The sequence below is a fragment of the Streptomyces angustmyceticus genome, assembly GCF_040701845.1.
Classification (GTDB): domain Bacteria; phylum Actinomycetota; class Actinomycetes; order Streptomycetales; family Streptomycetaceae; genus Streptomyces; species Streptomyces angustmyceticus_A.
Genome location: NZ_JBFBHQ010000039.1, coordinates 24,295 through 45,092 on the forward strand (window position 1 = coordinate 24,295; position 20,798 = coordinate 45,092).

The 20,798-nt window shown below is 75.2% G+C and carries 14 protein-coding genes; 3 read left to right on the forward strand and 11 right to left on the reverse strand.

Annotation, left to right across the window (positions count from 1 at the left end; genetic code table 11):
* Positions 1 to 14: 14 nt before the first annotated feature.
* The 7 genes from AB0411_RS36495 to AB0411_RS36525 form a co-directional block, all read right to left on the reverse strand.
* A complete protein-coding gene (locus AB0411_RS36495) occupies positions 15 to 4,715 on the reverse strand; it encodes a hypothetical protein (RefSeq protein ID WP_366421534.1) in 4,701 nt (1,566 codons plus the stop codon).
* A 59-nt stretch (positions 4,716 to 4,774) separates the two neighbouring features.
* Positions 4,775 to 5,746, reverse strand: coding sequence for a hypothetical protein (locus tag AB0411_RS36500; protein WP_366421535.1), 972 nt, complete (start codon positions 5,744 to 5,746; stop codon positions 4,775 to 4,777).
* Positions 5,747 to 5,885: 139 nt separating this feature from the next.
* Positions 5,886 to 7,409, reverse strand: a complete 1,524-nt coding sequence (locus AB0411_RS36505) for a hypothetical protein (RefSeq protein ID WP_366421536.1) — start codon at positions 7,407 to 7,409, stop codon at positions 5,886 to 5,888.
* A gap of 180 nt (positions 7,410 to 7,589) precedes the next feature.
* A complete protein-coding gene (gene pcp, locus AB0411_RS36510) occupies positions 7,590 to 8,234 on the reverse strand; it encodes a pyroglutamyl-peptidase I (protein ID WP_366421537.1) in 645 nt (214 codons plus the stop codon).
* 105 nt (positions 8,235 to 8,339) lie between these two features.
* On the reverse strand, positions 8,340 to 9,308 hold the full coding sequence (locus AB0411_RS36515; RefSeq protein ID WP_366421538.1) for a DUF979 domain-containing protein: 969 nt from the start codon (positions 9,306 to 9,308) through the stop codon (positions 8,340 to 8,342).
* Positions 9,305 to 10,015 (reverse strand): DUF969 domain-containing protein, encoded by a 711-nt coding sequence (locus tag AB0411_RS36520; RefSeq protein ID WP_366421539.1) that lies wholly within the window; start codon positions 10,013 to 10,015, stop codon positions 9,305 to 9,307. Before AB0411_RS36520 ends, AB0411_RS36515 begins: the two co-directional genes overlap by 4 nt.
* A gap of 169 nt (positions 10,016 to 10,184) precedes the next feature.
* Positions 10,185 to 10,928 carry a GntR family transcriptional regulator gene (locus AB0411_RS36525; protein WP_366421540.1) on the reverse strand — a complete coding sequence of 248 codons (744 nt, stop codon included), beginning with the start codon at positions 10,926 to 10,928 and terminating at the stop codon, positions 10,185 to 10,187.
* Positions 10,929 to 11,234: 306 nt separating this feature from the next.
* Here AB0411_RS36525 and AB0411_RS36530 point away from each other — a divergent pair, with 306 nt between their 5' ends.
* The 3 genes from AB0411_RS36530 to AB0411_RS36540 are packed head-to-tail and all read left to right on the forward strand — an operon-like array spanning position 11,235 to position 13,491.
* On the forward strand, positions 11,235 to 12,011 hold the full coding sequence (locus AB0411_RS36530; protein WP_366421541.1) for a LamB/YcsF family protein: 777 nt from the start codon (positions 11,235 to 11,237) through the stop codon (positions 12,009 to 12,011).
* Positions 12,008 to 12,628, forward strand: coding sequence for a 5-oxoprolinase subunit PxpB (pxpB, locus tag AB0411_RS36535; RefSeq protein ID WP_366421542.1), 621 nt, complete (start codon positions 12,008 to 12,010; stop codon positions 12,626 to 12,628). The genes AB0411_RS36530 and pxpB overlap by 4 nt, the downstream gene beginning before the upstream one ends.
* Entirely contained in the window at positions 12,628 to 13,491 is an 864-nt protein-coding gene (locus AB0411_RS36540) for a biotin-dependent carboxyltransferase family protein (protein WP_366421543.1), read from the forward strand. Before pxpB ends, AB0411_RS36540 begins: the two co-directional genes overlap by 1 nt.
* 20 nt (positions 13,492 to 13,511) lie before the next feature.
* Here the strand turns inward: AB0411_RS36540 and AB0411_RS36545 are convergent, their stop codons facing one another.
* From AB0411_RS36545 to AB0411_RS36560, 4 genes are read right to left on the reverse strand one after another with little or no spacing between them, the layout of a single operon-like run.
* Positions 13,512 to 17,126 (reverse strand): hydantoinase B/oxoprolinase family protein, encoded by a 3,615-nt coding sequence (locus AB0411_RS36545; protein WP_366421544.1) that lies wholly within the window; start codon positions 17,124 to 17,126, stop codon positions 13,512 to 13,514.
* A complete protein-coding gene (locus AB0411_RS36550; RefSeq protein ID WP_366421548.1) occupies positions 17,123 to 18,082 on the reverse strand; it encodes an SGNH/GDSL hydrolase family protein in 960 nt (319 codons plus the stop codon). The genes AB0411_RS36545 and AB0411_RS36550 overlap by 4 nt, the downstream gene beginning before the upstream one ends.
* A complete protein-coding gene (locus AB0411_RS36555) occupies positions 18,079 to 19,308 on the reverse strand; it encodes a glycosyltransferase (protein WP_366421545.1) in 1,230 nt (409 codons plus the stop codon). The genes AB0411_RS36550 and AB0411_RS36555 overlap by 4 nt, the downstream gene beginning before the upstream one ends.
* On the reverse strand, positions 19,305 to 20,432 hold the full coding sequence (locus AB0411_RS36560; RefSeq protein WP_366421546.1) for a glycosyltransferase family 4 protein: 1,128 nt from the start codon (positions 20,430 to 20,432) through the stop codon (positions 19,305 to 19,307). Before AB0411_RS36560 ends, AB0411_RS36555 begins: the two co-directional genes overlap by 4 nt.
* Between the last annotated feature and the right edge of the window lie 366 nt (positions 20,433 to 20,798).

Genomic DNA, 20,798 nt, shown 5'->3' on the forward strand with positions numbered 1-20,798 from the left:
ACCCGCCCCGCGGCTCACCCGCCGGCCGGGTCCGCCGGCTCCTCGGCGGTCTGCTCCTCGGCGGTCTGCTCCTCCGGGCGGCGGTACATCCGCGTCGCCGTGATCTGGCCGTGCACCGCCTCGCCGGAGGGGTCCGGCTGCGGCAGGCCCGGGCGCAGATGCTCCTCGACGCTGATGTACTTCAGCCCGGCGCGCAGGTCCGCGTCGTTGCGCAGCCGGATCACCAGCGGGAACTCCGCGAGCGCCGTGGTGTCGAAGAGACCGGTGGTGTACAGCAGCTGGACGCCCAGGGCGTCGGCGACGGCGCGCTGGAGCTCCAGCAGATAGGTCGCGTTGGCACGGCCGATGGGGTTGTCCAGGAACAGCGTGCCGGCGTGCCGCTGCTTGTCGCGGCCCCGGTCGTTGCTCCGCAGCGCCGCCATCGTGCAGTACAGGGCGATGGCGGCGGTCAGCAGCTGGCCGCCGGAGAAGACATCGCCCATCTGCCCGACCGGCACCCGCTCGGCGCGCAGCACCGCGTCCGGCTTGAGGATCTCCACGGCCACCCCCCGCGGCTGCAGCGCCGCGCCGACCCCGCGCAGCAGCAGGGACATCCCGTCCCGCCGCAGATCGCTGTTCTTCTTGACGGCCGCGCTCGTCGCCTCGTCGATCACCTCGCCGAGCCGCTCGGTGAGCGTGGCCTGGTCGGGGTCCTCGAAGCGGATCCGCAGGAACTCCTGCCCGGACCACTCCCCCAGCCCCTCGGGCAGCCGGGACAGCCGCTGGGCGGAGCGCAGCGTCGTCAGGGACGACTCGACCAGCCCGCGCAGCCGGTCGACGATGGAGTCGCGGTTGCGCTCCAGCTGCTCCAGCTCGTCGGTGAGCACCCGCAGCCGGGGCGCGAAGGCCTCCGCCCACTTCGCGGCATGGTCCGGCAGCGCCGCGGCGGGCAGTTCGCGGATCTGCTGCCGGGCGGGAGTACGGACCTGTTCGTAGCGGGTGGAGTTGGCGTGCCGGACGAGGATGTCGCTCGCCTCGCGCACCGCGGACTCGGCGGTGGAGAGGTCGGCGGCGCAGCCGCGCAGCGAGCGGCGGGACTCCGCGGCGGCCTGCCGGGCCTCGGCCAGCCGGCCGGCGTACGGCTCGGTCCGCCCGTCGCCGGCATCCTCGGCGTCCTGGTGGTCGCGGAGCAGGTCGCGCAGCAGGGCGGCGGTCTCGTCGAAGCCGCTCGCGGCGTCCTCGGCGGCGCGGTGGCCGCGCAGCAGCTCCTCGTGCCGGCCGCGGGCGGCCTCCAGCGCCTCGGTGGCGGTGGCCCGTTCGGCCGAGGCGGTGCGCAGCAGCTCCTTGGCGCGGTCGGCGTCCTTGGGCACCAGCTCGTCGGGCAGCTCGGTGTGCGCCTCGCCGTCGGTGGGGGCGAGCCGCTCGGCCTCGCCGCGCAGCCGGCCGAGCTGCTCACTGGCGGCCGAGGCCCGGGTCTCCAGCATGTGCACCAGCGACTCGGCGCGGGCCGCGGCGGCCTGCCGGGACGGGCCGTCGGCGGCGTCCGGGCTCTCCAGCAGGGCCTCGGCTCGGGTACGGACCTTGTTGGTGAGGCGGTTGAGTTCGGCCAGGGCGGCGCTCTCGTCGCCCTCGGCGCGGGCCTGTTCGGCGCGCAGGTCCGCGCCGACGCCGACCTTCTCGTAGAGCTGGGAGGCGGCGCGGTAGGCCTCGCGCAGCGCGGGCAGCGAGGCGCCGGCGCCCTCCGGGGCCTCCCCCACCTCGTCCGGCACGCCGGCGATCTCGGCGCGCTCGGCGCGCAGCGCGCGGGCGGTGCGCCGGGCGTCGTCGGCGGCGCGCTGGGCGGCCCTGCGGTCCTCGTCGGCGGCCCGCGCGCGGTCCACGCACTCCTCGGCACGGGCCTCGAACTCGGCCGCCTCGTCGACGAGTTCACGCATCCGGGACTGCCAGGAGGCCCGCTCCCGCAGCCGGTGGGCGAGCCCGGCCAGCAGGTCCGCGGCGCGGCGGGCGCGCTGCGCGGTCTCCTGCCGCTCGTCCCGCACCCGGGTGGCCTCGGCCGCGACCTCCTCGGTCTCGGCGCGGGCGGCACGGGCCTCGGCCAGCTCGGCGGCCGCCTCGTCCGCCGCCGTACGGGTCTCCTCCGCCGCGGCGGCCAGTTCACCGAGCCGGCCGGCCGGGCAGCCCGCACGCCAGGAGCCGAGCCGGGCGGCCAGCGCACGGTCCCCGGAGAGCCGGGCGGCCAGCGACCGGATCTCCTCGTCCCGCTCCATGGCGCGCGCCCGCAGCGCCTGCCGCTCCTCGTCGGCGGCGGACTCGTCGTGCATCGCCGGGTTCGGCGGGACGAGGAAGACGCCGGAGTCCTGCTCCTCGGGCGCGGGCGTGGGGGCGAGCAGTGCGGCGGCGGTGCCGACCGCGACGGCCGAGCGCGGCAGCAACGCGGCCTGGGCGAGCACCCCGCGGGCCCGCGCATGGGTGTCCGGATCGGTGATGATCACGCCGTCGACGAGCTCGGGGCGGGCGGCGAGCACCCGGGTGTGGTCGGCCGGGTCGACGGACTGGGCGAGATAGCGCCAGCCGGGCAGCGCGGGGACGCCGTGCTCACCGAGGTACTCCACGGCGGCCAGCACATCGGGCCCCGGGGGCAGCAGGCCGCCGTCGCCCAGCGCGCCGAGGATCCGTGCGTCGTCGGCGGCGGCCGTGCGCAGGTCGAACAGCTGCCGTTCGGCGGCGGCGACGCCCTCCTCCAGCAGCTCGTGCAGCTCGTCGGCGTTGCGGTCCAGCTCCTCGGCGGTGAGCGGGCCGGCGTGGGGGCGGGGGGAGGCGGTCCGGGCGGTGTCCGGGGTCGCCGTACGGGGGCCGGGTACGCCGAGGGCCTTGGCCTCGGACTGCGGGAGCCCGAGGAGGTCGGCGAGCCGTTGCTCGGCGCCGATCGACTCGGCCGCCCGGCGCTCGGCGTCATGGGCGCGCCCGGCGGCCTCGGCGGCGTCCTCGGCGCGGGCCGCCGCGAGTTCGGCGGCGGAGTGCCGAGCGGCGGCCTCCCGGGCGCGGTCGGTGGCCTGCCGGGCGGTCTCGCGGGCCGAGTCCCAGGCCTCGACGGCGGTCTTCTCGGCGTCCGACGCGGCGAGCGCGGCCCGGGCCGGATCGGCGTCGGGAGCGCTGTCGTCCAGCCAGCCGGCCCGGACGGCCTCGGCGGTCTCCTCGGCGACCTCGGCCAGCCGCTGCTTGAGGTGGTCGGCCTCGCTGCGGGCGCGCTGGGCGTGGGTGGCGGCCGTGGTGGCGTCGCGGTGCGCGGACTCCCCGGCCTCCTGGAGGGCGGCGGAGCGTTCCTCCTCCTCGTTGGCGACCCGCTCACCGGCCTCGGCCGCGGCGTGCAGGGCGCGCACCAGGTCGGCGGCGGCGGTGGCCCGGGCGGCGAGCGCGGGGGCGGCGTCGCGCTCGGCCTCGCGGATGGCGGCGGCGACCCGCGCGGAGCGGTCGGCGGCGGCGCGGTGCCGCAGCGCGGTCTCGGCGGCCTGCCAGGCGCTGGCCAGCGTGCGGGCGTCGTTGAGTTCGCGGCGCTGGGCGGCGGCGCCCTTCTCCGCGGCGGCCAGCGCCAGCGAGGCGTGCCGGTAGGCGAGTTCGGCGGAGACCAGGGAGCGGCGCTCCTGGACGCGCTCGGCGTCGGTGACGCGATGGGCCGCGGCGGCGACCTGTTCGGCCAGCTCGGCGGCGCGGCCGCGCTCCTCGGTGCCCCGGGCGTGCAGCCGCTGGGCGAGGGCGCGGGTGCGGCGCTCGGCCCCGGCGTGCACCTCGCGGGCCCGTTCGCGCTGCTCGGCGGCGTCGGCGATCCGGGAGAGCAGATCGAGGGAGCCGGCGGTGAAGTCCCGCTCGGCGGTGAGTTCGGCGCGCCGGCCGAGCTTGTGGGCGAAGCCGTGCACGAGGTCGGCGAGGCCGTCGGTGTCACGGGTGTCCGTCACGGCGCGCAGCAGCAGGTCGGTGAAGTCCGAGTCGTTCTTGACCGCGAACAGCCCGGCGGCCTCGCCCTCGTCGGCGTTCATCTCCCGCTGGTACCGGAAGAGTTCGGGGTCCAGGCCGAGCTCGCCGAGGTGTTCGTTCCAGCGTTCGTGGATCTCTTCCCAGGCGACGTCGAGGTTGGGGTAGTTCTTCCCGGCCTCGGTGAGGACGTCCCGGAAGCCCTTCATGGTGCGCCGGCGGCCCTGGGCTCCGGAGCTGCCCTCGCCGCTCTCCTGGCGGGGGCGGACGACGGTGGCCTCGGCGACGGGGAGGGAGTCCAGGCTCATCCCCGGCCCGGGCCGGAAGCTGTACCAGGCCTCGGCGAACTTCCGGGGGTCGTTGGAGACCTGCCGGCCGCGCCATTCGCTGACCTTGCCGACGACCACGGACTCGCCGGTGAGGACGTGCTGCCACTCCAGAGCGACATGGCCGCAGTCGTCGGCGAGCAGGAACTTGCGCAGGACGCCGGAGCTGGCGCCGCCGAGGGTGTTGCGGTGGCCGGGCAGCATCACCGAGAAGATCAGCTTGAGCAGGACGGACTTGCCGCCGCCGTTCTCCAGGAAGAGCACGCCCGCGGGCGCCGGGCGGCGCGGCGGGCCGACCGGTTCGTCCTCGAAGAAGTCCGCCTGGGCCGGGGCCGGTTGGGGCACGGGGGCACCGACTCCGCGCAGGTCCAGCACGGTGTCGGCGTAGCGCGCACCGGCGGGCCCGATGGAGTAGAGGCGGACCCGGGACAGCTCGTACATGGCGGACTCTCGTTGTCGTGTGGGGAGGTCGGACGGTCAGTGGCCGTGGGGCCGGGGCGTCATCCGGAGTGGAAGGGGAGGCCGGCGTCGGAGACCAGGTCGAGGTCGTCGGTGTCCTCGCCCGGCAGCAGCGCGGCGCTGCCGTCGGCGACCGGGACGATGCCCAGCTCCAGCAGCTCGGCCATGGCGGCGCTGCCGGCCATGTCCCGCACCTGGAGCTGGTAGCGGGCGGTGGTGCGGTAGGCGCCGCCGGAGTCGTCGCCGGTGCGCTGCAGGAAGCCGGAGTCGACGAGGAAGGTGACGGCCTTGGCGATGATGCCGGTGGTCGAACCGGCGAGCCGGCGGGCGTCCTTGGTGGCGCCGGTGGCGCTGCGCCGGGCGTAGATCCGCCAGGCGGATTCCAGGCCGGGGGCGTCGGTGGCCGGGTCGGTGTTCTCGCCCTCCTGCTCGGCGCGCTCCTCCAGGCGGCGGCAGGCCTGCCGGACGAAGGCGTCGACGCCGTTGACGGTGATCCGGCCGATGTAGCCGTCGTCGGCGAGGTCCTCGGGGCGCGGGAAGGCCAGCGCGGCGACGGCGAGATGGGCCAGGCCGTGCAGGAAGCGGTCCGCGGAGTCGGCGGAGGCGCGACGCGCGTAGTCGCCCATGCGTACGGCGAAGACGGAGTCCTCGTCGGCGGTGACGGCCATCCCGGCGCGGGTGGAGACCTCCAGGACGACCAGGCCGAGACCGGTGGCGACGGCGTCGGCGAGGCGGGCGAAGGCCGGCTCGTCGCGGTAGCGGCGCAGCAGTTCGCCGTACTCGGCGTCACGGGCGGGCAGCAGCTTGGGCTGGAGTCCGAAGGAGACCAGCCGGGCGGCGTCGGCGGCATCGGCCGGGCTGAGGGAGGGGGGTCCCGCCTGCTCGAGCGGAGCCGAGAGCGTGGCGGAGGGCCCGGTCGCGGCAGGACCGGCGTCGGCGGTGGGTGCGTCCCAGCCCGGTTCACCGGCCCCGGACGCCGGGTCGGGCTGCGGCGCCTCGTCGTACTGGGTCACGGAACAAGCTCCTTGCGGGGGACGGTCTCGGACATCTCTGCGCGGCACGGCGGCGGGCCGCCGCCCGGCACGCCGGGGCTCTGCCGGACCGGGCCCGCCGCGCCGTTCGCGGGCCGACCGCCGTGGTGGCGGGACCTCATCACGCCACCTCCGAACGGTCCGCCGCCATGCCGGCGGAGTCCAGCAGGGCCGTGCCGACGATGAGGTCGGCGCCGCCGAATTCGGAGTCGGTCAGCTCGGTGCCGTCGTCGACGGCGAACAGCAGCTGGTGCTCCCCCTGGCGGTAGGCGGTGCCGACCGGCGGGCTGGCGGCGTGCACCGCCAGCAGGGCGACCAGGTAGGGGAGTTCGGGGTCGCTGCGGCGCGCCTCGGCGAGGAGCCCGGAGAGCCTGCGGGGTGCGTCGGCGGGCAGGTCGAGCAGCGCCATCGCGGCGTCGAGCTGGGCCTCGCTGAAGCGGCTGTCGTCGGGCGTCGTCACCAGATCGGGCTCGGGCATCTCCGCGCCGAGGTGCTCGCGCTCCACGGGCGGGGTGAGCAGCACCTCGACGAGGTCGCCGACCCGGACGGCGGAGGGCGTGCGCAGGCCCGTGCCGCGGGCGAAGAAGGCGTCGGTGACGCGGATGGCCTGCTCGGCGGGGAGCGGCAGCAGGGGCGCGACGAGCTGGCCGTAGAGGTCGAGTCCGGAGCGGGCCACGGGGGCGGCGAAGGCCTGCCGGTCCTGTTCGGCCCGGAAGAGCGGTCCGGCCTCCAGCAGCCGGGACTGGAGCTGGGTGTGGCGGCGGATGCAGTCCTTGACGATGTCGACGAGTTCGGCGGCGCGGCGCTTGTGCTCGGGCTCCTCGGTCTCGTCGCGGGCCTTGCGGATGTTGGTGAGGATGGCGTTCTCGTGGCGGTAGCGGTCCGCGACGTGGTCCAGCGCCTCGTTGATCATGTCCGGGACGGTCTCCAGCCAGTCCACGGCGCGGACGTTGCGGCGGGTGGCGTCCAGGGTCCTGCGCAGCGTCTCGGCGTACTGCACGGTGCGGTAGCGGGCCTGCTCGGCGGCGAGCTGGGCGTCGGCCAGCCGGCCGCGGCTGATCAGCACCTCCAGCTTGACCTCGGCGGCGATCTGGGCGCTGGTGACGTCCGTGTCGAGCGCGCCGACCAGGACGTTGACCGCTTCGTCGGTGGCCCGCAGGAAGACGGTGCCGCCGGCGCCGGGGACCTCCTCGATCAGCTTGAAGTCGTAGTCGCGGCGGACGTACTGGCCCTCGGTGGTGAAGGTGCCGTAGACCGCCCGGAATCCGCGGTCCACGCTACCGACGTTGATGAGGTTCTCCAGCACCCAGCGGGCCACCCGCTCGTGCTCGCCCGTGGGGCGGCGGGGCGCCTGGGCGGCGACCCTCGGGAGCACCTTCGCCACTATCTCCTCATGGTCGGCGCCGGTGTCGAAGTCCATGTTGAGGGTGACGAGGTCGATGACGGCGAGCGCCACCTCCGCCATGGCGTAGACGCCGTACTCGCCCGCGAGGTTGGCCTTGCGCACGTCGAGGTCGTGCAGCGGCGCGGTGCACGCGAGGGCGCGCAGCCGGCGGGCCAGGCCTTCGTCGGCGGCCGGGCCCGGCGCGGGCCGGTTCGGCCCGTTGAGCTGGGGCGCAGCGGCCCCCGGGGCGGAAAAAGTCACGTCGCACAGAGTAGGCGCTCGCACTGACAACGGACGAAACGGCGCGGATCCGCTCATGGGTGGAACCGCCGGTGGATCCGTTGACGGACCGCTCGCCGGGCCGGCGCGTCAGTCTACGGCGTGGCCCGCGGCGGTCGGCGGCCAGGTCCCGGGCCCTCGTGCCGGAGCCGGTGCCGGCGGTCAGTGGGTGGCCCCGCCGGCGATGCGCAGGTCGGTGCGGGTGTGCGCGGCGGTGACCGCGATCTCCCGCAGGGCCCGGGCGACCGCGTCGGCCGGCAGCGAGGGCTGGGCGCGGTCGACGACCTGCTCCGGCGCGTAGGGGACGTGGACGAACCCGCCGCGCAGGTCGGGCACTTCGGTGGCGATGAGGTGGGCGAGGCCGTAGAAGACGTGGTTGCAGACGAAGGTGCCGGCGGTGTTGGAGACGGAGGCGGGCAGCCCGGCGGCGCGGACGGCGGCCACGCACGCCTTGACCGGCAGGGTGGAGAAGTACGCGGCGGGGCCGCCGGGCACGATCGCCTCGTCGACGGGTTCGGCACCGGAGGCGTCGGGGATCCGGGCGTCGTCGACGTTGAGGGCGACGCGTTCGACGGTGATGTCGGGGCGGCCGCCCGCCTGGCCGACGCACACCACGATCTCGGGGCGGGTCTCCTCGATCGCGGCGCGCAGCACCGCCACCGAGGCCCCGTAGACGCAGGGCAGCTCGACGGCGAAGACCTCGATGCCGCTGGGCGGTTCGTCGGCGACGGCGCGTACCGCCTGCCAGGAGGGGTTGGTGGATTCGCCGTCGAAGGGTGCAAATCCGGTCAGCAGTACCCGGGTCATACGGTCATCCTCGGTGCGGTGCGGTGGGTGCGTCCGGCGTCGGAGGCGGGGGCGGGAGGCGGCGGGCCCGCGGTGCCGCGGAGTGCGGCGCCGTGGGCCCGGGGGTCAGAAGGCGAACAGCGCCATGATCAGGATGTTGCAGCCGAGCAGGATTGCCGCGGTGGGCAGCTGCGCCTTGATGGGCCCGTACTGGTCCTTCAGTTCCAGCAGGGCCGCCGGAACGATGTTGAAGTTGGCGGCCATGGGCGTCACGAGGGTGCCGCAGAACCCGGCGAGCATGCCGATGGCCAGGACGGCGGCCGGGTTGCCGTCGAAGTGGCCTATCAGGACCGGCCAGCCGACGGCGGCGGTCATCACGGGGAAGGCCGCGAAGGCGTTGCCCATGATCATGGTGAAGGCGAACATGCCCACGCAGTAGACGACGATCGCGACATACAGCGAGTCCTTCGGCAGGACGGAGGTGGTGAGCTTGCCGACCTGGTCGCCGACGCCGGAGACCTGGAAGATGGCGCCCAGCGTGGCCAGCATCTGCGGCAGCAGCATCGCCCAGCCCATCGCCTCGAGCATGGAACGGCCGGACTGCACGGGCACCGAGATCCGCTTCTCACGGAGCATGATCATGCCGACGACGAGGGCGACGACGGCGCCGATGCCCAGGCCCAGGATGGTCTCGCTGCCCTCCTGGAGGACCGGTTCGCCCCCGATGGTCAGGTGCTTGACGCCGATGGCGCAGGCCATGGCGACGGCCGGGATGGTGAGCGCGGGGACGAACAGCCTGTTGCCCAGCTTGACGGCGCTGGCGGTGCGCTGCTCGGGGGTGGTGGTGCGCGGGGTGCCGCGCCCGGTGAAGCCGAAGCCGGCCAGACAGGCCATGACGAGCACCGCGGCGCCCAGGGGTTCGGCCGGCGCCTGCTTGGTGACGACCCAGCTGCTGTAGATGAAGCCGGCGCCGATCAGGCCCCAGAAGGCGCCGGTGCCGAAGCGCTTGGGGTTGCTGCGGTCGGTGACCATCTGGGAGGCCATCACCAGGAAGCTGAGGCCGACCAGCCAGTAGAACCACTCTGCCTTGATCACTGGGCGGCCTCCACTGCGGCGGTGTCGTGGACGTGGGCGGTGAGCAGTTCGCGTTCCAACTGGCGGTCCAGGCGCAGCAGTCGCCAGCCGTGGACCACGAAGGCGCACACGGCGGTGGGGATCGCCCACAGCGCGAGCTGCAGCGGTTCGAGGTGGGTGCCGTAGGTGGTGTTGACGAAGCCGGTGATCAGCAGGATCGAGCCGACGGCGAGGAAGACGTCCTCCCCGAAGAAGAGGCCGACGTTGTCCGCGCTGGCGGAGAACGACCGGACCTTCTCCCGGGTCCGCTCCGGGAGGCGGCCGTACTTGCGCTCGGCGGCGCCCTCGGCCATCGGGACGGCCAGCGGGCGGACGGTCTGGGCGTGGCCGAAGACATTGGTCAGTCCGACCGCGGCGCCGATCTGCCGCAGGCCGAGGTAGAGCGCCAGGAAGCGTCCGGTGGTGAGCTTGGCGAACCGGGCGATGAGGCGGCGGGCCTGCTCCTGGAGGCCGTAGCGCTCCAGGAGGCCGATGACCGGGAGGGTGATCGCGAAGATCGTCACCGCCCGGCTGCCGGCGAAACCGTCGCCGAACGCGGCGAGCACCTTGCCCGGAGACAGCCCTCCGAGGAGGCCGGTCGCGATGCCGGCCACCCCCACGACCAGCAGGGGATTGCGCTTCGTGGCGAAGCCGATCACGACCACGAGCACGCCGAGGAGCACGATCATGGATCCGCCTTCCGCGTACGGGGAGCCCCACAGGTCCGTGGGGAGAGGAAGAGATTGCAGCGGAGGCTAGGCGATTGTTCAACGATTCGACAAGGGGTCTGCGGGAGCGGATCCCAGGCCGCCCCCACCGCGGGCCTCACCGGGGGCGGCGCGGCGGCCCCGCGGGGCCTCAGCCCTCCGCGATGCGCTGCGCGTACGCCCCCGAGAGCTGGCTGCGCGAGTCCTCCAGGTACGACAGCAACAGCCGCTCCGCCTCGGCGGTATCGCCCGCCTGCAGCGCCTCCACAATCTGCCTATTACGGGTCAAATAGGGCGCATGGAAGCGCCGGGGGTCGGCCATGACATGGAAGACCAGCCGGAGTTCGGCGAGCACGCCCCGCATCAGCTCATCCGTGCGCGGACTGCCCGCCAGGGCGACGATGCCCTGGTGGAAGCGGATGTTGGCGGTCGAGAGCGCCTGCCACTCCCGGCCCTCGGAGGCGGCCTCGCCGGCCCGCACGGCGGCCTCGATCGCCGCGACGGCGCCGGCCGCGGCGGCGCCGTAGGGCCCCTGTCCCAGCCCCCGCACCGCGGCGCACTCCACGAGCATGCGCACCCGGTAGATGTCCTCCAGGTCCTCGACCGTCACCACCCGGACGAACACCCCGCGGTTGAGCTCGTGCACCAGCAGCCGCTCGTGCGTCAGCAGCCGGAACGCCTCGCGCAGCGTGTTGCGCGAGACGCCCAGCGCGCCGCCGATGCTCTCCTCCGAGAGGCGGGCGCCGGGCGGGAAGTAGCCCTCGGCGATCCGGTCGCGCAGGATGTCGGCGACCCGTTCGGCCGTACTGGAGCGCCCCAGCAGGGCACGGTCGCCTTCCAGGCTCGCGACCTCGGTGAGCCGCCCCTGGTCGTTCTTCGCCGCTCCGCCCGCCATACCGCTCCCCGCTCTCGTGCCGTACCGGGCGGCGATCGGGGCCGTCCCGGAGTCGTATGAGCGAAAGTCAATCCCAGATGGGAGAACGAAACAACGCATCCGTGATCGCCCCTGGAACACCTCTTGTCGGATCGTTGAACAATCCTCTACGTTGTCCTCGACACCGGTCGGCTCGAGTGCCCTCGGGGGAGAGTCACTACGGATACGGGCCGGCCGGAACGTCGCCCGCCCCCTGCCCGCGCACGGGCCGTCGCACCGGTGCCCCCACCGCACCGGGCGGCCCCGAGCCCCATGGAACGGACCCACATGAGCGACCCGGCGGCCCCTCCCGTCATCGACCTCAACGCCGACCTCGGGGAAGGCTTCGGCCGCTGGCAGCTCACCGACGACGAGGCCCTGCTCTCCGTCGTCACCAGCGCCAACGTCGCCTGCGGCTTCCACGCCGGCGACCCGGCCACCATGCGCCGGGTGTGCGAACTGGCCGCCGAGCGCGGCGTGGTCATCGGCGCCCAGGTCTCCTACCGCGACCTGGCCGGCTTCGGCCGCCGCGCGATGGAGGTGCCGCCGCACGAGCTGTCCGCCGAGATCACCTACCAGATCGGCGCGCTGGAGGTCTTCGCGCGCGCCGCCGGTGCCCGCGTCGGCTACGTCAAACCGCACGGCGCGCTCTACAACCGCTGCGTCCACGACGAGGAGCAGGCCGGTGCCGTCGTCGACGGCATCCTCACCGCGGGCGGCGGCCTGCCGGTCCTCGGACTGCCCGGTTCGCGGCTGCACGAGGCCGCCCGGCGGGCCGGACTGCCCGTCGTCGGCGAGGCCTTCGCCGACCGCGCCTACACCGACGAGGCCACCCTCGTCCCCCGCCGGGAACCGGGTGCGGTCGTCCACGACGCCGACGAGGTCGTCAAGCGGGCCCTCGGCATGGCCCGCGACCACACCGTCACCTCCCGCGACGGCCGCCGTGTCGGCATCACCGCCCGCTCGCTGTGCCTGCACGGCGACACCCCCGGCGCAGCCGACCTCGCCCGGCGCGTACGGTCCGAGCTGGCCGCGGCCGGCGTGCACATCCGGAGCTTCGTATGAGGCCGCTGCCGGTCGGTGAACACGGCCTGCTGATCGAGCTGGACAGCGCCGAGGAGGTCGAGGCGCTGCACGCCGAACTGCTGCGCCGGGCCGCCGACGGCGCCCTGCCGCCGCTGCGCGAGATCGTGCCGGCCGCCCGTACGGTGCTCCTCGACGGTCTCGCCGACCCCCGCGGGCTCCTCGCCGAGCTCGCCGCCTGGGACATTCCACCGCTCACCGCCGGCGACCGGCCCGCCGTGGAGATCCCGGTCCGCTACGACGGCCCCGATCTCGCCGATGTCGCCGCCCTGTGGGACTGCACCGCCGACGAGGTCGTCCGGCGGCACTCCGCCACGGAGTTCCGCGTCGCCTTCTGCGGCTTCGCCCCCGGCTTCGGCTATCTGACCGGGCTGCCCGAGCCGCTGCACGTACCGCGCCGGGACACTCCCCGTACGAAGGTCCCGGTCGGCTCGGTCGCCCTGGCCGGCCCCTACACCGGGGTCTACCCCCGCTCCTCCCCCGGCGGCTGGCAGTTGATCGGCACCACCGACACCGTCCTGTGGGACCCGCGCCGCGAACCGGCCGCGCTGCTCGCCCCCGGCACCCGTGTCCGCTTCGTCCCTCAGGAGACCGCCTGATGACCGACCGCGCCTTCTCGGTCGTCCGGGCCGGTGCGCTCACCACCGTCCAGGACCTCGGCAGGCCCGGCCATGCCCACCTCGGCGTGCCGCGGGCCGGCGCCCTCGACGAGCCCGCGCACCGGCTCGCCAACCGCCTGGTCGGCAACCCCGAGTCCGCCGCCGCCCTGGAGACCACGCTCACGGGCTGTGCCCTGCGGGTCCGTACGGCCACCACCGTCGCCGTCACGGGCGCGCCCTGCCCGGTGACGGTCGACGGCCGCCCCGCCCCCTGGGGCGCGCCGGTCCGCGTCCCGGCGGGCGCCGTCCTGGACGTGGGTCCCGCCACCCACGGCCTGCGCTCCCACCTGGCCTTCGCCGGAGGCATCGACACCGAACGGGTCCTGGGCAGCCGCGCCGCCGATCTGCTCTCCGGCCTGGGCCCCGACCCGCTCACCGAGGGAGCGGTGCTCGCGCTGGGCGCCCCGTACGGCCCGGCCGCGGGCGCCGACGCGGTGCCGCACCCCGGCCCGGTGACGGAGCTCGTCCTGCCGTTCCTGCCCGGCCCCCGCGACGCGTGGTTCACCGCCGCCGGCCTGCACACCCTCACCACCGGCCGGTTCCGCGTCTCGCCGGCCAGCAACCGCATCGGCCTGCGCACCGTGGGCCCGCCCCTGGAGCGCGCCCGCAGTGGTGAACTCCCCAGTGAGGGCATGCCCCTGGGCGCCCTCCAGGTCCCGCCCGACGGCCTGCCGGTCCTCTTCCTCCACGACCACCCCACGACCGGTGGCTATCCGGTCGTCGGCGTCGTCCCCGAGCGCTATCTGGCCCCCGCGGCCCAGGCGGCGCCGGGGACCCCGGTCCGCTTCCTCCGGATGCGCTAGCAGGGTGCGGGCGGCGGCCGTCAGCCCTCGTCCGCCGCCCCGTATCCGCCGCCGCCCGGGGTGCGCAGCACCAGCACGTCGTCCACGCCGACGTCCGCCACGTCACAGCCCGCCAGTTCCACCCGCGAGCCGTCCGCCCGCTCCACCCAGTTGGCGCCCAGCGCACCCGGGGCGCCGCCCGCCATGCCGTACGGCGCGACCCTGCGGTGGTTGGTCAGCAGGGCCACGGTCATCGGTTCCAGGAAGCGCAGCCGGCGCTCGACGCCGCGGCCGCCGTGCCAGCGGCCCGTGCCGCCGCTGCCGGAGCGGATGGCGAAGGCGTCGACGCGGACGGGGTAGCGCCACTCCAGCACTTCGGGGTCGGTGAGCCGGGAGTTGGTCATATGGGTCTGCACGGCGTCCGCGCCGTCGAAGCCGTCGCCCGCGCCCGAGCCGCTCGCGACGGTCTCGTAGTACTGCACCCGGTCGTTGCCGAAGGTGACGTTGTTCATGGTGCCCGAGCCCTCGGCCTGGACACCGAGCGCGGCGTAGAGCGCGCCGGTGACCGCCTGGGAGGTCTCCACGTTGCCCGCGACGGTGGCCGCCGGGAAGACGGGCGCGAGCATCGAGCCCTCCGGGACGCGGACCTCCACGGGCTTGAGGCAGCCGCTGTTGAGCGGGATGTCGTCGGCCACCAGGGTGCGGAAGACGTACAGCACCGCCGCCATCACCACCGAGCGGGGCGCATTGGCGTTGCCGGGCTGCTGGGGCGAGGTGCCGGCGAAGTCCAGCACGGCGCTGCGGGCCGCACGGTCGACGCTCAGCGCGACCCGGATCTCGGCCCCGCTGTCGGTCTCGTAGCGGCAGCTGCCGTCCGACAGCCGCGCGATGATCCGCCGCACCGACTCCTCGGCGTTGTCCTGGACGTGCCCCATGTAGGCCCGGACGACGTCCAGCCCGAACTGGTCGGTCATCCGCCGGAGTTCCCCGATGCCCTTCTCGTTGGCGGCGATCTGGGCGCGCAGGTCGGCGAGGTTGGCGTCGGGCGCACGGGAGGGGTGGGGGCCGGCGGCGAGCAGCTCGCGGGTCGCGCGCTCGCGCAGCTCGCCGTCGCGCACCAGCAGCCAGTTGTCGAAGAGGATGCCCTCCTCCTGGATCGTACGGCTGAAGGCGGGCATCGAGCCCGGGGTGATGCCGCCGATCTCGGCGTGGTGGCCGCGCGAGGCCACCAGGAACAACAGCTCGGTCCCCTCGGTGTCGAAGACGGGGGTGACGACGGTGACATCGGGGAGGTGGGTGCCCCCGTGGTACGGGTCGTTGATCGCATACACGTCGCCCGGCCGCATCTCGCCGGCGCGGCGCCGCAGCACCTCCTTGATGGACTCCCCCATCGAGCCCAGGTGCACGGGGATGTGCGGCGCGTTGGCGATGAGGTTGCCGTCGGCGTCGAAGAGGGCGCAGGAGAAGTCGAGGCGCTCCTTGATGTTGACGGAGTGTGCGGTGTGCTCCAGCCGGACGCCCATCTGCTCGGCGATGGCCATGAAGAGGCTGTTGAAGACCTCCAGCATCACGGGGTCGGCGCCGGTGCCGACCGCGGCCCGGCCGGTGCGCGGCCGCACCCGGGTCAGCGCGAGGTGCCCGCCCCCGCCCATGGCCGCCTGCCAGTCCGGTTCGAGGACCGTGGTCGCGTCCTCCTCGGCGATGACGGCCGGGCCGGTGAGGGTGTCGCCGGGGCGCAGGTCCGTACGGCGGTAGAGGTGGGTGTCCTGCCAACGCCCGGCCGTGTACATCCGTACCGTGGCGGCCGGCGCCAGCTCCCCTTCTCTGCTGCCCGCCTGCGTCTCGTGGCCGCCCGCGCCGCCGGCCGCGCCCAGCGCCTCGACCGACACCGCCTCGGCCACCAGCGGTTTGTCCATGGTGAAGGCGTACCGCTCGCGGTGGGCCCGGACGAAGTCCGCGGTCATGGTGGCGGCGTCGGCCAGCGGGACGCCGATGGTGGAGTCGGTCCCGGCGTAGCGGATCAGCACCCGGGCGCGGGTGGTGACCGAGGCGTCCGGCACGCCGTCGTCGAGGAGTTCGCGCCGGGTCTGCCCGGCGAGCGCCTCGCACACCTCGTGCACCCTCCCGACCGCCGCGGGGTCGGTGAAGTCCGCCTCGACGGCCTGCTCGCGCATCGCGGTCGCGTCGGCGACCCCGATGCCGTATGCGGAGAGCACCCCGGCCAGCGGCGGGACCAGCACCGTGTCGATGCCCAGCGCGTCCGCGACGGCGCAGGCGTGCTGGCCGCCGGCGCCGCCGAAGCTGATGAGGGCGTAACGGGTGATGTCGTGGCCGCGCTGCACCGAGATCTTCTTGACGGCGTTGGCCATGTTGAGCACCGCGATGTCCAGGAACCCGGCCGCGACCTCCTCGGGGCCGCGGTCGTCCCCGGTCTCGGCGGCGGCCCGCCGGGCCAGCTCGGCGAAGCGGGTGCGGACCACCTCGGCGTCCAGCGGCCGGTCGCCGTCCGGCCCGAACACCGCGGGGAAGTGGTCGGGCTGGATACGGCCGAGCATCACCTGGGCGTCGGTGACGGTGAGCGGGCCGCCGCGCCGGTAGCAGGCCGGTCCCGGGTCCGCCCCTGCCGAGTCGGGGCCGACCCGGTAGCGGCGGCCGTCGAAGTGCAGGACGGATCCGCCGCCGGCCGCGACGGTGTGGATGTTCATCATGGGGGCGCGCATCCGTACGCCCGCGACCTCGTTGCCGAAGACCCGCTCGAACTCCCCGGCATAGTGGGACACGTCGGTGGAGGTGCCGCCCATGTCGAAGCCGATCACCCGGTCGTGGCCGCCGCCGGCCTCGGTCGCGGCCCGCACCATGCCGACGACACCGCCCGCGGGGCCGGACAGCACCGCGTCCTTGCCGCGGAAGTGCGCGGCCTGCCGCAGTCCGCCGTTGGACTGCATGAACATCAGGCGGATGCCGGGGAGTTGGTCGGCGATCTCGTCGACGTACCGGCGCAGGATCGGGGAGAGATAGGCGTCGACGACGGTGGTGTCGCCGCGGGGCACCAGCTTCATCAGCGGGCTGACCTCGTGCGAGCAGCTGACCTGGGAGAACCCGGCGCGCCTGGCCAGCTCGGCGACGGCCCGCTCGTGGTCGGCGTGGCGGTAGCCGTGCAACAGGACGACGGCGGCGCTGCGCAGGCCGTCCGCGCGGGCCCGGATCAGCGCCCGGCGCACCGCATCGGCGTCCAGCGGCCGGACGGGCTCGCCGCGGGCGCCGATGCGCTCCGGCACCTCGATCACCCGGTCGTAGAGCGCCTCGGGCAGCACGATGTGCCGGTCGAAGATCCGCGGCCGGTTCTGGTAGGCGATCCGCAGCGCGTCCCGGAACCCCTCGGTGGTCAGCAGCACGGTCGGCTCGCCCTTGCGCTCCAGCAGGGCGTTGGTGGCGACGGTGGTGCCCATCTTGACGACGGAGACCCGTTCGGCGGGCACCGGTTCGTCCGGGCCGAGCCCCAGCATCATCCGGATGCCGGCCACCGCGGCGTCCCGGTAGCGCTCCGGGTGGTGTGACAGGAGCTTGCCGGTGACCAGCCGTCCGTCCGGCCTGCGTCCGACGACGTCCGTGAACGTGCCACCGCGGTCGATCCAGAACTCCCAGCGTCCGGTCATCCTGTCATTGTCGCAGCGCCCCCCGCCCTCGCGGCGGCTTTCCCCGCCGGGCCGGCGTCCGCGTCCGGCCCGGCCAGGGCGGCGAGCGCGGCCAGCGCGGCCCGCTCGGCCGCGGTGTCCAGCAGCCGGCCGGACCCCGCCACGTGGTGCCGGCACTCCCGGAGCGCCAGGCCGAGCAGGCCGGGCAGCAGGTCCGTGCACCGGTGGGCGACCCAGCGGGTGCCGCGGGTCGCCATCCACCGGGCGGATCCGGCACGGGTCGGCGGCGGGCCGTCGAGGGTGAGCGGGGGCGGCGGTCCGACGGGCAGGCCGGCGGCGACCAGGGCCCCGTGGAAACCGCGGGCCAGCAGCCGGTGGCCGCGCTCGCTGGGGTGCAGCCGGTCCACGCTCCAGCATGCGCGCTCGGCGACCCAGGGGTGTGCGGCGAGGTGCAGATGCACGCCCCGGTGGCGTGCCGACACCGCATGGACGACGGTGTTCACGGCGCGCATCCGGCGGGCCAGCGGGCGCGCCAGCGGCGCGGGCAGCCCCAGCATCCGGCCCGGATCGGGCAGACAGGCCGTCAGCACCACGGCCCCGTCGGCGCTCAGCGCACCGTGCGCCCGGTCCAGCGCGGCCGCGACCCGCTCGATGCTGAAGGCCGCGCGCAGGGTGTCGTTCGCCCCGACGACCAGCGAGGCGAAGCGCGGCGCGAGCGCACGCGCCAGGGGCAGCTGCCGCTCGGCCAGCTCCGCCGCCAGCGCCCCGCTGCGCGCCAGGTTCACCAGCTCCACGCCACCCGGCCGCTCGCCCAGCGCCCCGGCGAGCAGGGCCGCCCAGCCGCGCCAGCCGCCGCCCGGTACGGGGTCGCCGAGCCCCTCGGTCAGCGAATCACCCAACGCCACGAAGCGGACCGGGGCCCGGCCGTCGTCCGGCGCCCGCTCCCCTCTCGCCTCCCCTTCGGCGCGCACCGTCACCACCCGCCCAGTGGGCCGGCCGGGGAGGTCGCCGACCGGGCGGCGACCGGCCTGCCGAGCGGCGTCGGCGCATCGTGCGCCGCCAGGAAGGCCGCGACGGCGGGCTGCCAGCCGTAGCCCTCGGCGTGCCGCCGTGCGGCGGCGCGGCGGGCGGTCTCCGGCCGGGCCAGGACCCGCTGGACCGAGTCGGCGAACGAGGGCCCGTCGTCGAGCGCCGTGTCGCCACCGCTGCCGACCAGCCCCGCGAGCGCCGACGCCGCACTCGCGACCACCGGGGTGCCGCAGGCGAGCGCCTCCAGCGCGGCCAGCCCGAACGTCTCGGCCGGGCCCGGCGCCAGGGCCACATCGGCACCGGCCTGCAGCGCGGCGAGCCGGGACCGGTCGGCGAGATGCCCGGCGAACGCCACGGGCAGCCGCTCGGCCCGCGCCCGGGTCTCCAGGCGGGCCCGCAGCGGCCCGTCACCGGCCACCACCAGCGTCGCGTCCACCCCGCGCCGCCGCAGTTCCGCCAGCGCGTCCAGGGCCCGCCCGGGCCGCTTCTCCTGCGACAGCCGGGAGCAGAGCAGCAGCAGGACCTCCGACCGGCCCGCCCAGCGCCGCCGCAGCTCCGCGCTGCGGCAGTCCGGGTGCCAGGCGGCGAGATCGACCCCGAGCGGCGCGCGCACCACATTGCGCACCCCGGCCCGGGTGAACTCCGCCGCCGCCCAGTCGGTGGTGCACACGACCCGGCTGTAGGCGTGCGCCGTACGGCGGTTGAGCCGGTCCGCGGCGGCGCGGGCCACCGGCTGCGGTACGCCCCAGGTGCGCAGCACCCCGTCGATGCTCTCGTGCGAGACCATCACCGCGGGGACCCGCGCCCGGCGGGCCCACTCCCCCGTCCAGCGCAGCGTCGTCCGGTCGGAGACCTCCAGCCGGTCGGGGGCCAGCGCGTGCAGCAACCGCCGGAGCCGCGGGCGGTCGGTCAGCATGCGGTAGCCGCCGCTGCCCGGCAGCTTCGACCCCGGCAGCGTGATCACCCGTCCCTGCGCGGTGACTTCCTCGCGCAGGCCGGCCGTCCCGTCCGCCGCGGGCGGGCCCGGCACGATCAGCACCGGCTCGTGCCCGGCGGCCCGGTAGCCCGCGCCGAGCTCGTGCAGCGCGGTGCGCAGCCCGCCGGAGGCCGGGGTGACGAAGTTGGCGATCCGGACGATCCGCAGGCCCGCCCGGCGGCCGTGCCGGGCGGTCATGCCGCCACCGCCGTCCGGTCGCTGAGCACGGCCTCGTAATGGCCCAGGAGCTGGTCGCCGACCGCCTCCCAGGTACGGTCCTCGACCGCCCGGCGGGCCGCGGCACCGTAGCGGACGCGCAGTTCGGCGCTGCGCGCGAGCACCCGCACCGCGTCCCGGAACGCGCCGCCGTCACCCGGTGTCACCAGCAGCCCCGTACGGCCGTGGTCCACCAGATCGAGCGGACCACCCGCCCGCGGCGCCACCACCGGCACCCCGGAGGCCATCGCCTCCTGCACGGTCTGGCAGAAGGTCTCGTACGGACCGGTGTGGACGAAGACGTCCAACGAGGCGTAGAGACGGGCGAGTTCATCGCCGGTACGGCGACCGAGGAAGCGGACCCCGGGCAGCGCGGTCCGCAGCCCGGCGGCGCTGGGCCCCTCGCCGATGACGACGGTGCGCACCCCCGGCAGCCGCGAGGTCTCGGCCAGGAGCCCGACGTCCTTCTCCGGCGCGAGCCGTCCCACGTACCCCACCAGCAGCTCCCGCCCCGCGGTGAGCGAGCTGCGCAACACCGCGTCACGCCGCCCGGGGTGGAACCGCGCGGAGTCGACGCCACGCGGCCACAGGTGGACCCGCGGCACCCCGTGCTCGGTCAGGTCCAGCAGCGCCGCACTGGAGGGCGCCAGGGTGCGGTCGGCGGCGCCGTGCACCGCACGGATGCGCCGCCAAGCGGTGGCCGCGCCGCCGCCGAGGTAGGTGCGGGCGTAGCGGCCCAGGTCGGTCTGGTAGACGGCGATCGCGGGCACCTGGCGGCGGGCGGCGGCCGCCATCCCCCGGGCGCCGAGCACGAACGGACTGGCGAGGTGCACGAGATCGGGCCGGTGCCCGTCGAGCGCCGCGGACAGCCGGCGCCCGGGAAGCGCGATCCGCACCTGCGGATAGCCGGGCAGCGGCATCGAGGGCACCCGGACGACCGGGCAGGGACTCTCGTGCGTACCGGTGGCCGGGGACGCGCCACCGAACGGGGCGATCACGAGCGGATCGTGGCCCCGCCGGACGAGGTGCCGGACGGTTTCCAGGGCGCAGTGGGAGACGCCGTTGACATCGGGCGGAAAGGATTCGGTGACCAGGGCGACACGCATACCGCTGTTGTCGGCGCACCGTGCGTGGAGGGGACCAAGGGGATCTTTCCAACTGGGGAACGTCCCATGACCGTCCTCTGCGTTTGGCTTTTGGCCCACGTTTTTGGCTTCCCGCCGTGGGGTTGCTCGCCGTTGCGCCTGGCGGCGAGCCGGTCCGCTGCGCTTTGCTTGCCGCCCACGCTTTTGGCTGTCCCGCCGTGGGGGTTGCTCGCCGGTTGCCGCCCGCTGCCGCGGTGCGCCCGCCGTTGCGCCGCTTCGCTGCGCTTTGCCTGTGGCCCATGTTTTTGACTTCCCTGCCGTTGCGCCTGCGGCGGGCCGGTCCGCTGCGCGGGGCTGTCGGGTGCCGGTGACGGGCCTGCGCGGGTG

Excerpts from the sequence above, each read along its gene's own strand:
- AB0411_RS36495 (WP_366421534.1), bottom strand. The coding sequence starts at position 4,715 with ATGTACGAGCTGTCCCGGGTCCGCCTCTACTCCATCGGGCCCGCCGGT.
- pcp (WP_366421537.1), bottom strand. The coding sequence starts at position 8,234 with ATGACCCGGGTACTGCTGACCGGATTTGCACCCTTCGACGGCGAATCC.
- AB0411_RS36520 (WP_366421539.1), bottom strand. The coding sequence starts at position 10,015 with ATGATCGTGCTCCTCGGCGTGCTCGTGGTCGTGATCGGCTTCGCCACG.
- AB0411_RS36525 (WP_366421540.1), bottom strand. The coding sequence starts at position 10,928 with ATGGCGGGCGGAGCGGCGAAGAACGACCAGGGGCGGCTCACCGAGGTC.
- AB0411_RS36530 (WP_366421541.1), top strand. The coding sequence starts at position 11,235 with ATGAGCGACCCGGCGGCCCCTCCCGTCATCGACCTCAACGCCGACCTC.
- pxpB (WP_366421542.1), top strand. The coding sequence starts at position 12,008 with ATGAGGCCGCTGCCGGTCGGTGAACACGGCCTGCTGATCGAGCTGGAC.
- AB0411_RS36540 (WP_366421543.1), top strand. The coding sequence starts at position 12,628 with ATGACCGACCGCGCCTTCTCGGTCGTCCGGGCCGGTGCGCTCACCACC.
- AB0411_RS36545 (WP_366421544.1), bottom strand. The coding sequence starts at position 17,126 with ATGACCGGACGCTGGGAGTTCTGGATCGACCGCGGTGGCACGTTCACG.
- AB0411_RS36555 (WP_366421545.1), bottom strand. The coding sequence starts at position 19,308 with ATGACCGCCCGGCACGGCCGCCGGGCGGGCCTGCGGATCGTCCGGATC.
- AB0411_RS36560 (WP_366421546.1), bottom strand. The coding sequence starts at position 20,432 with ATGCGTGTCGCCCTGGTCACCGAATCCTTTCCGCCCGATGTCAACGGC.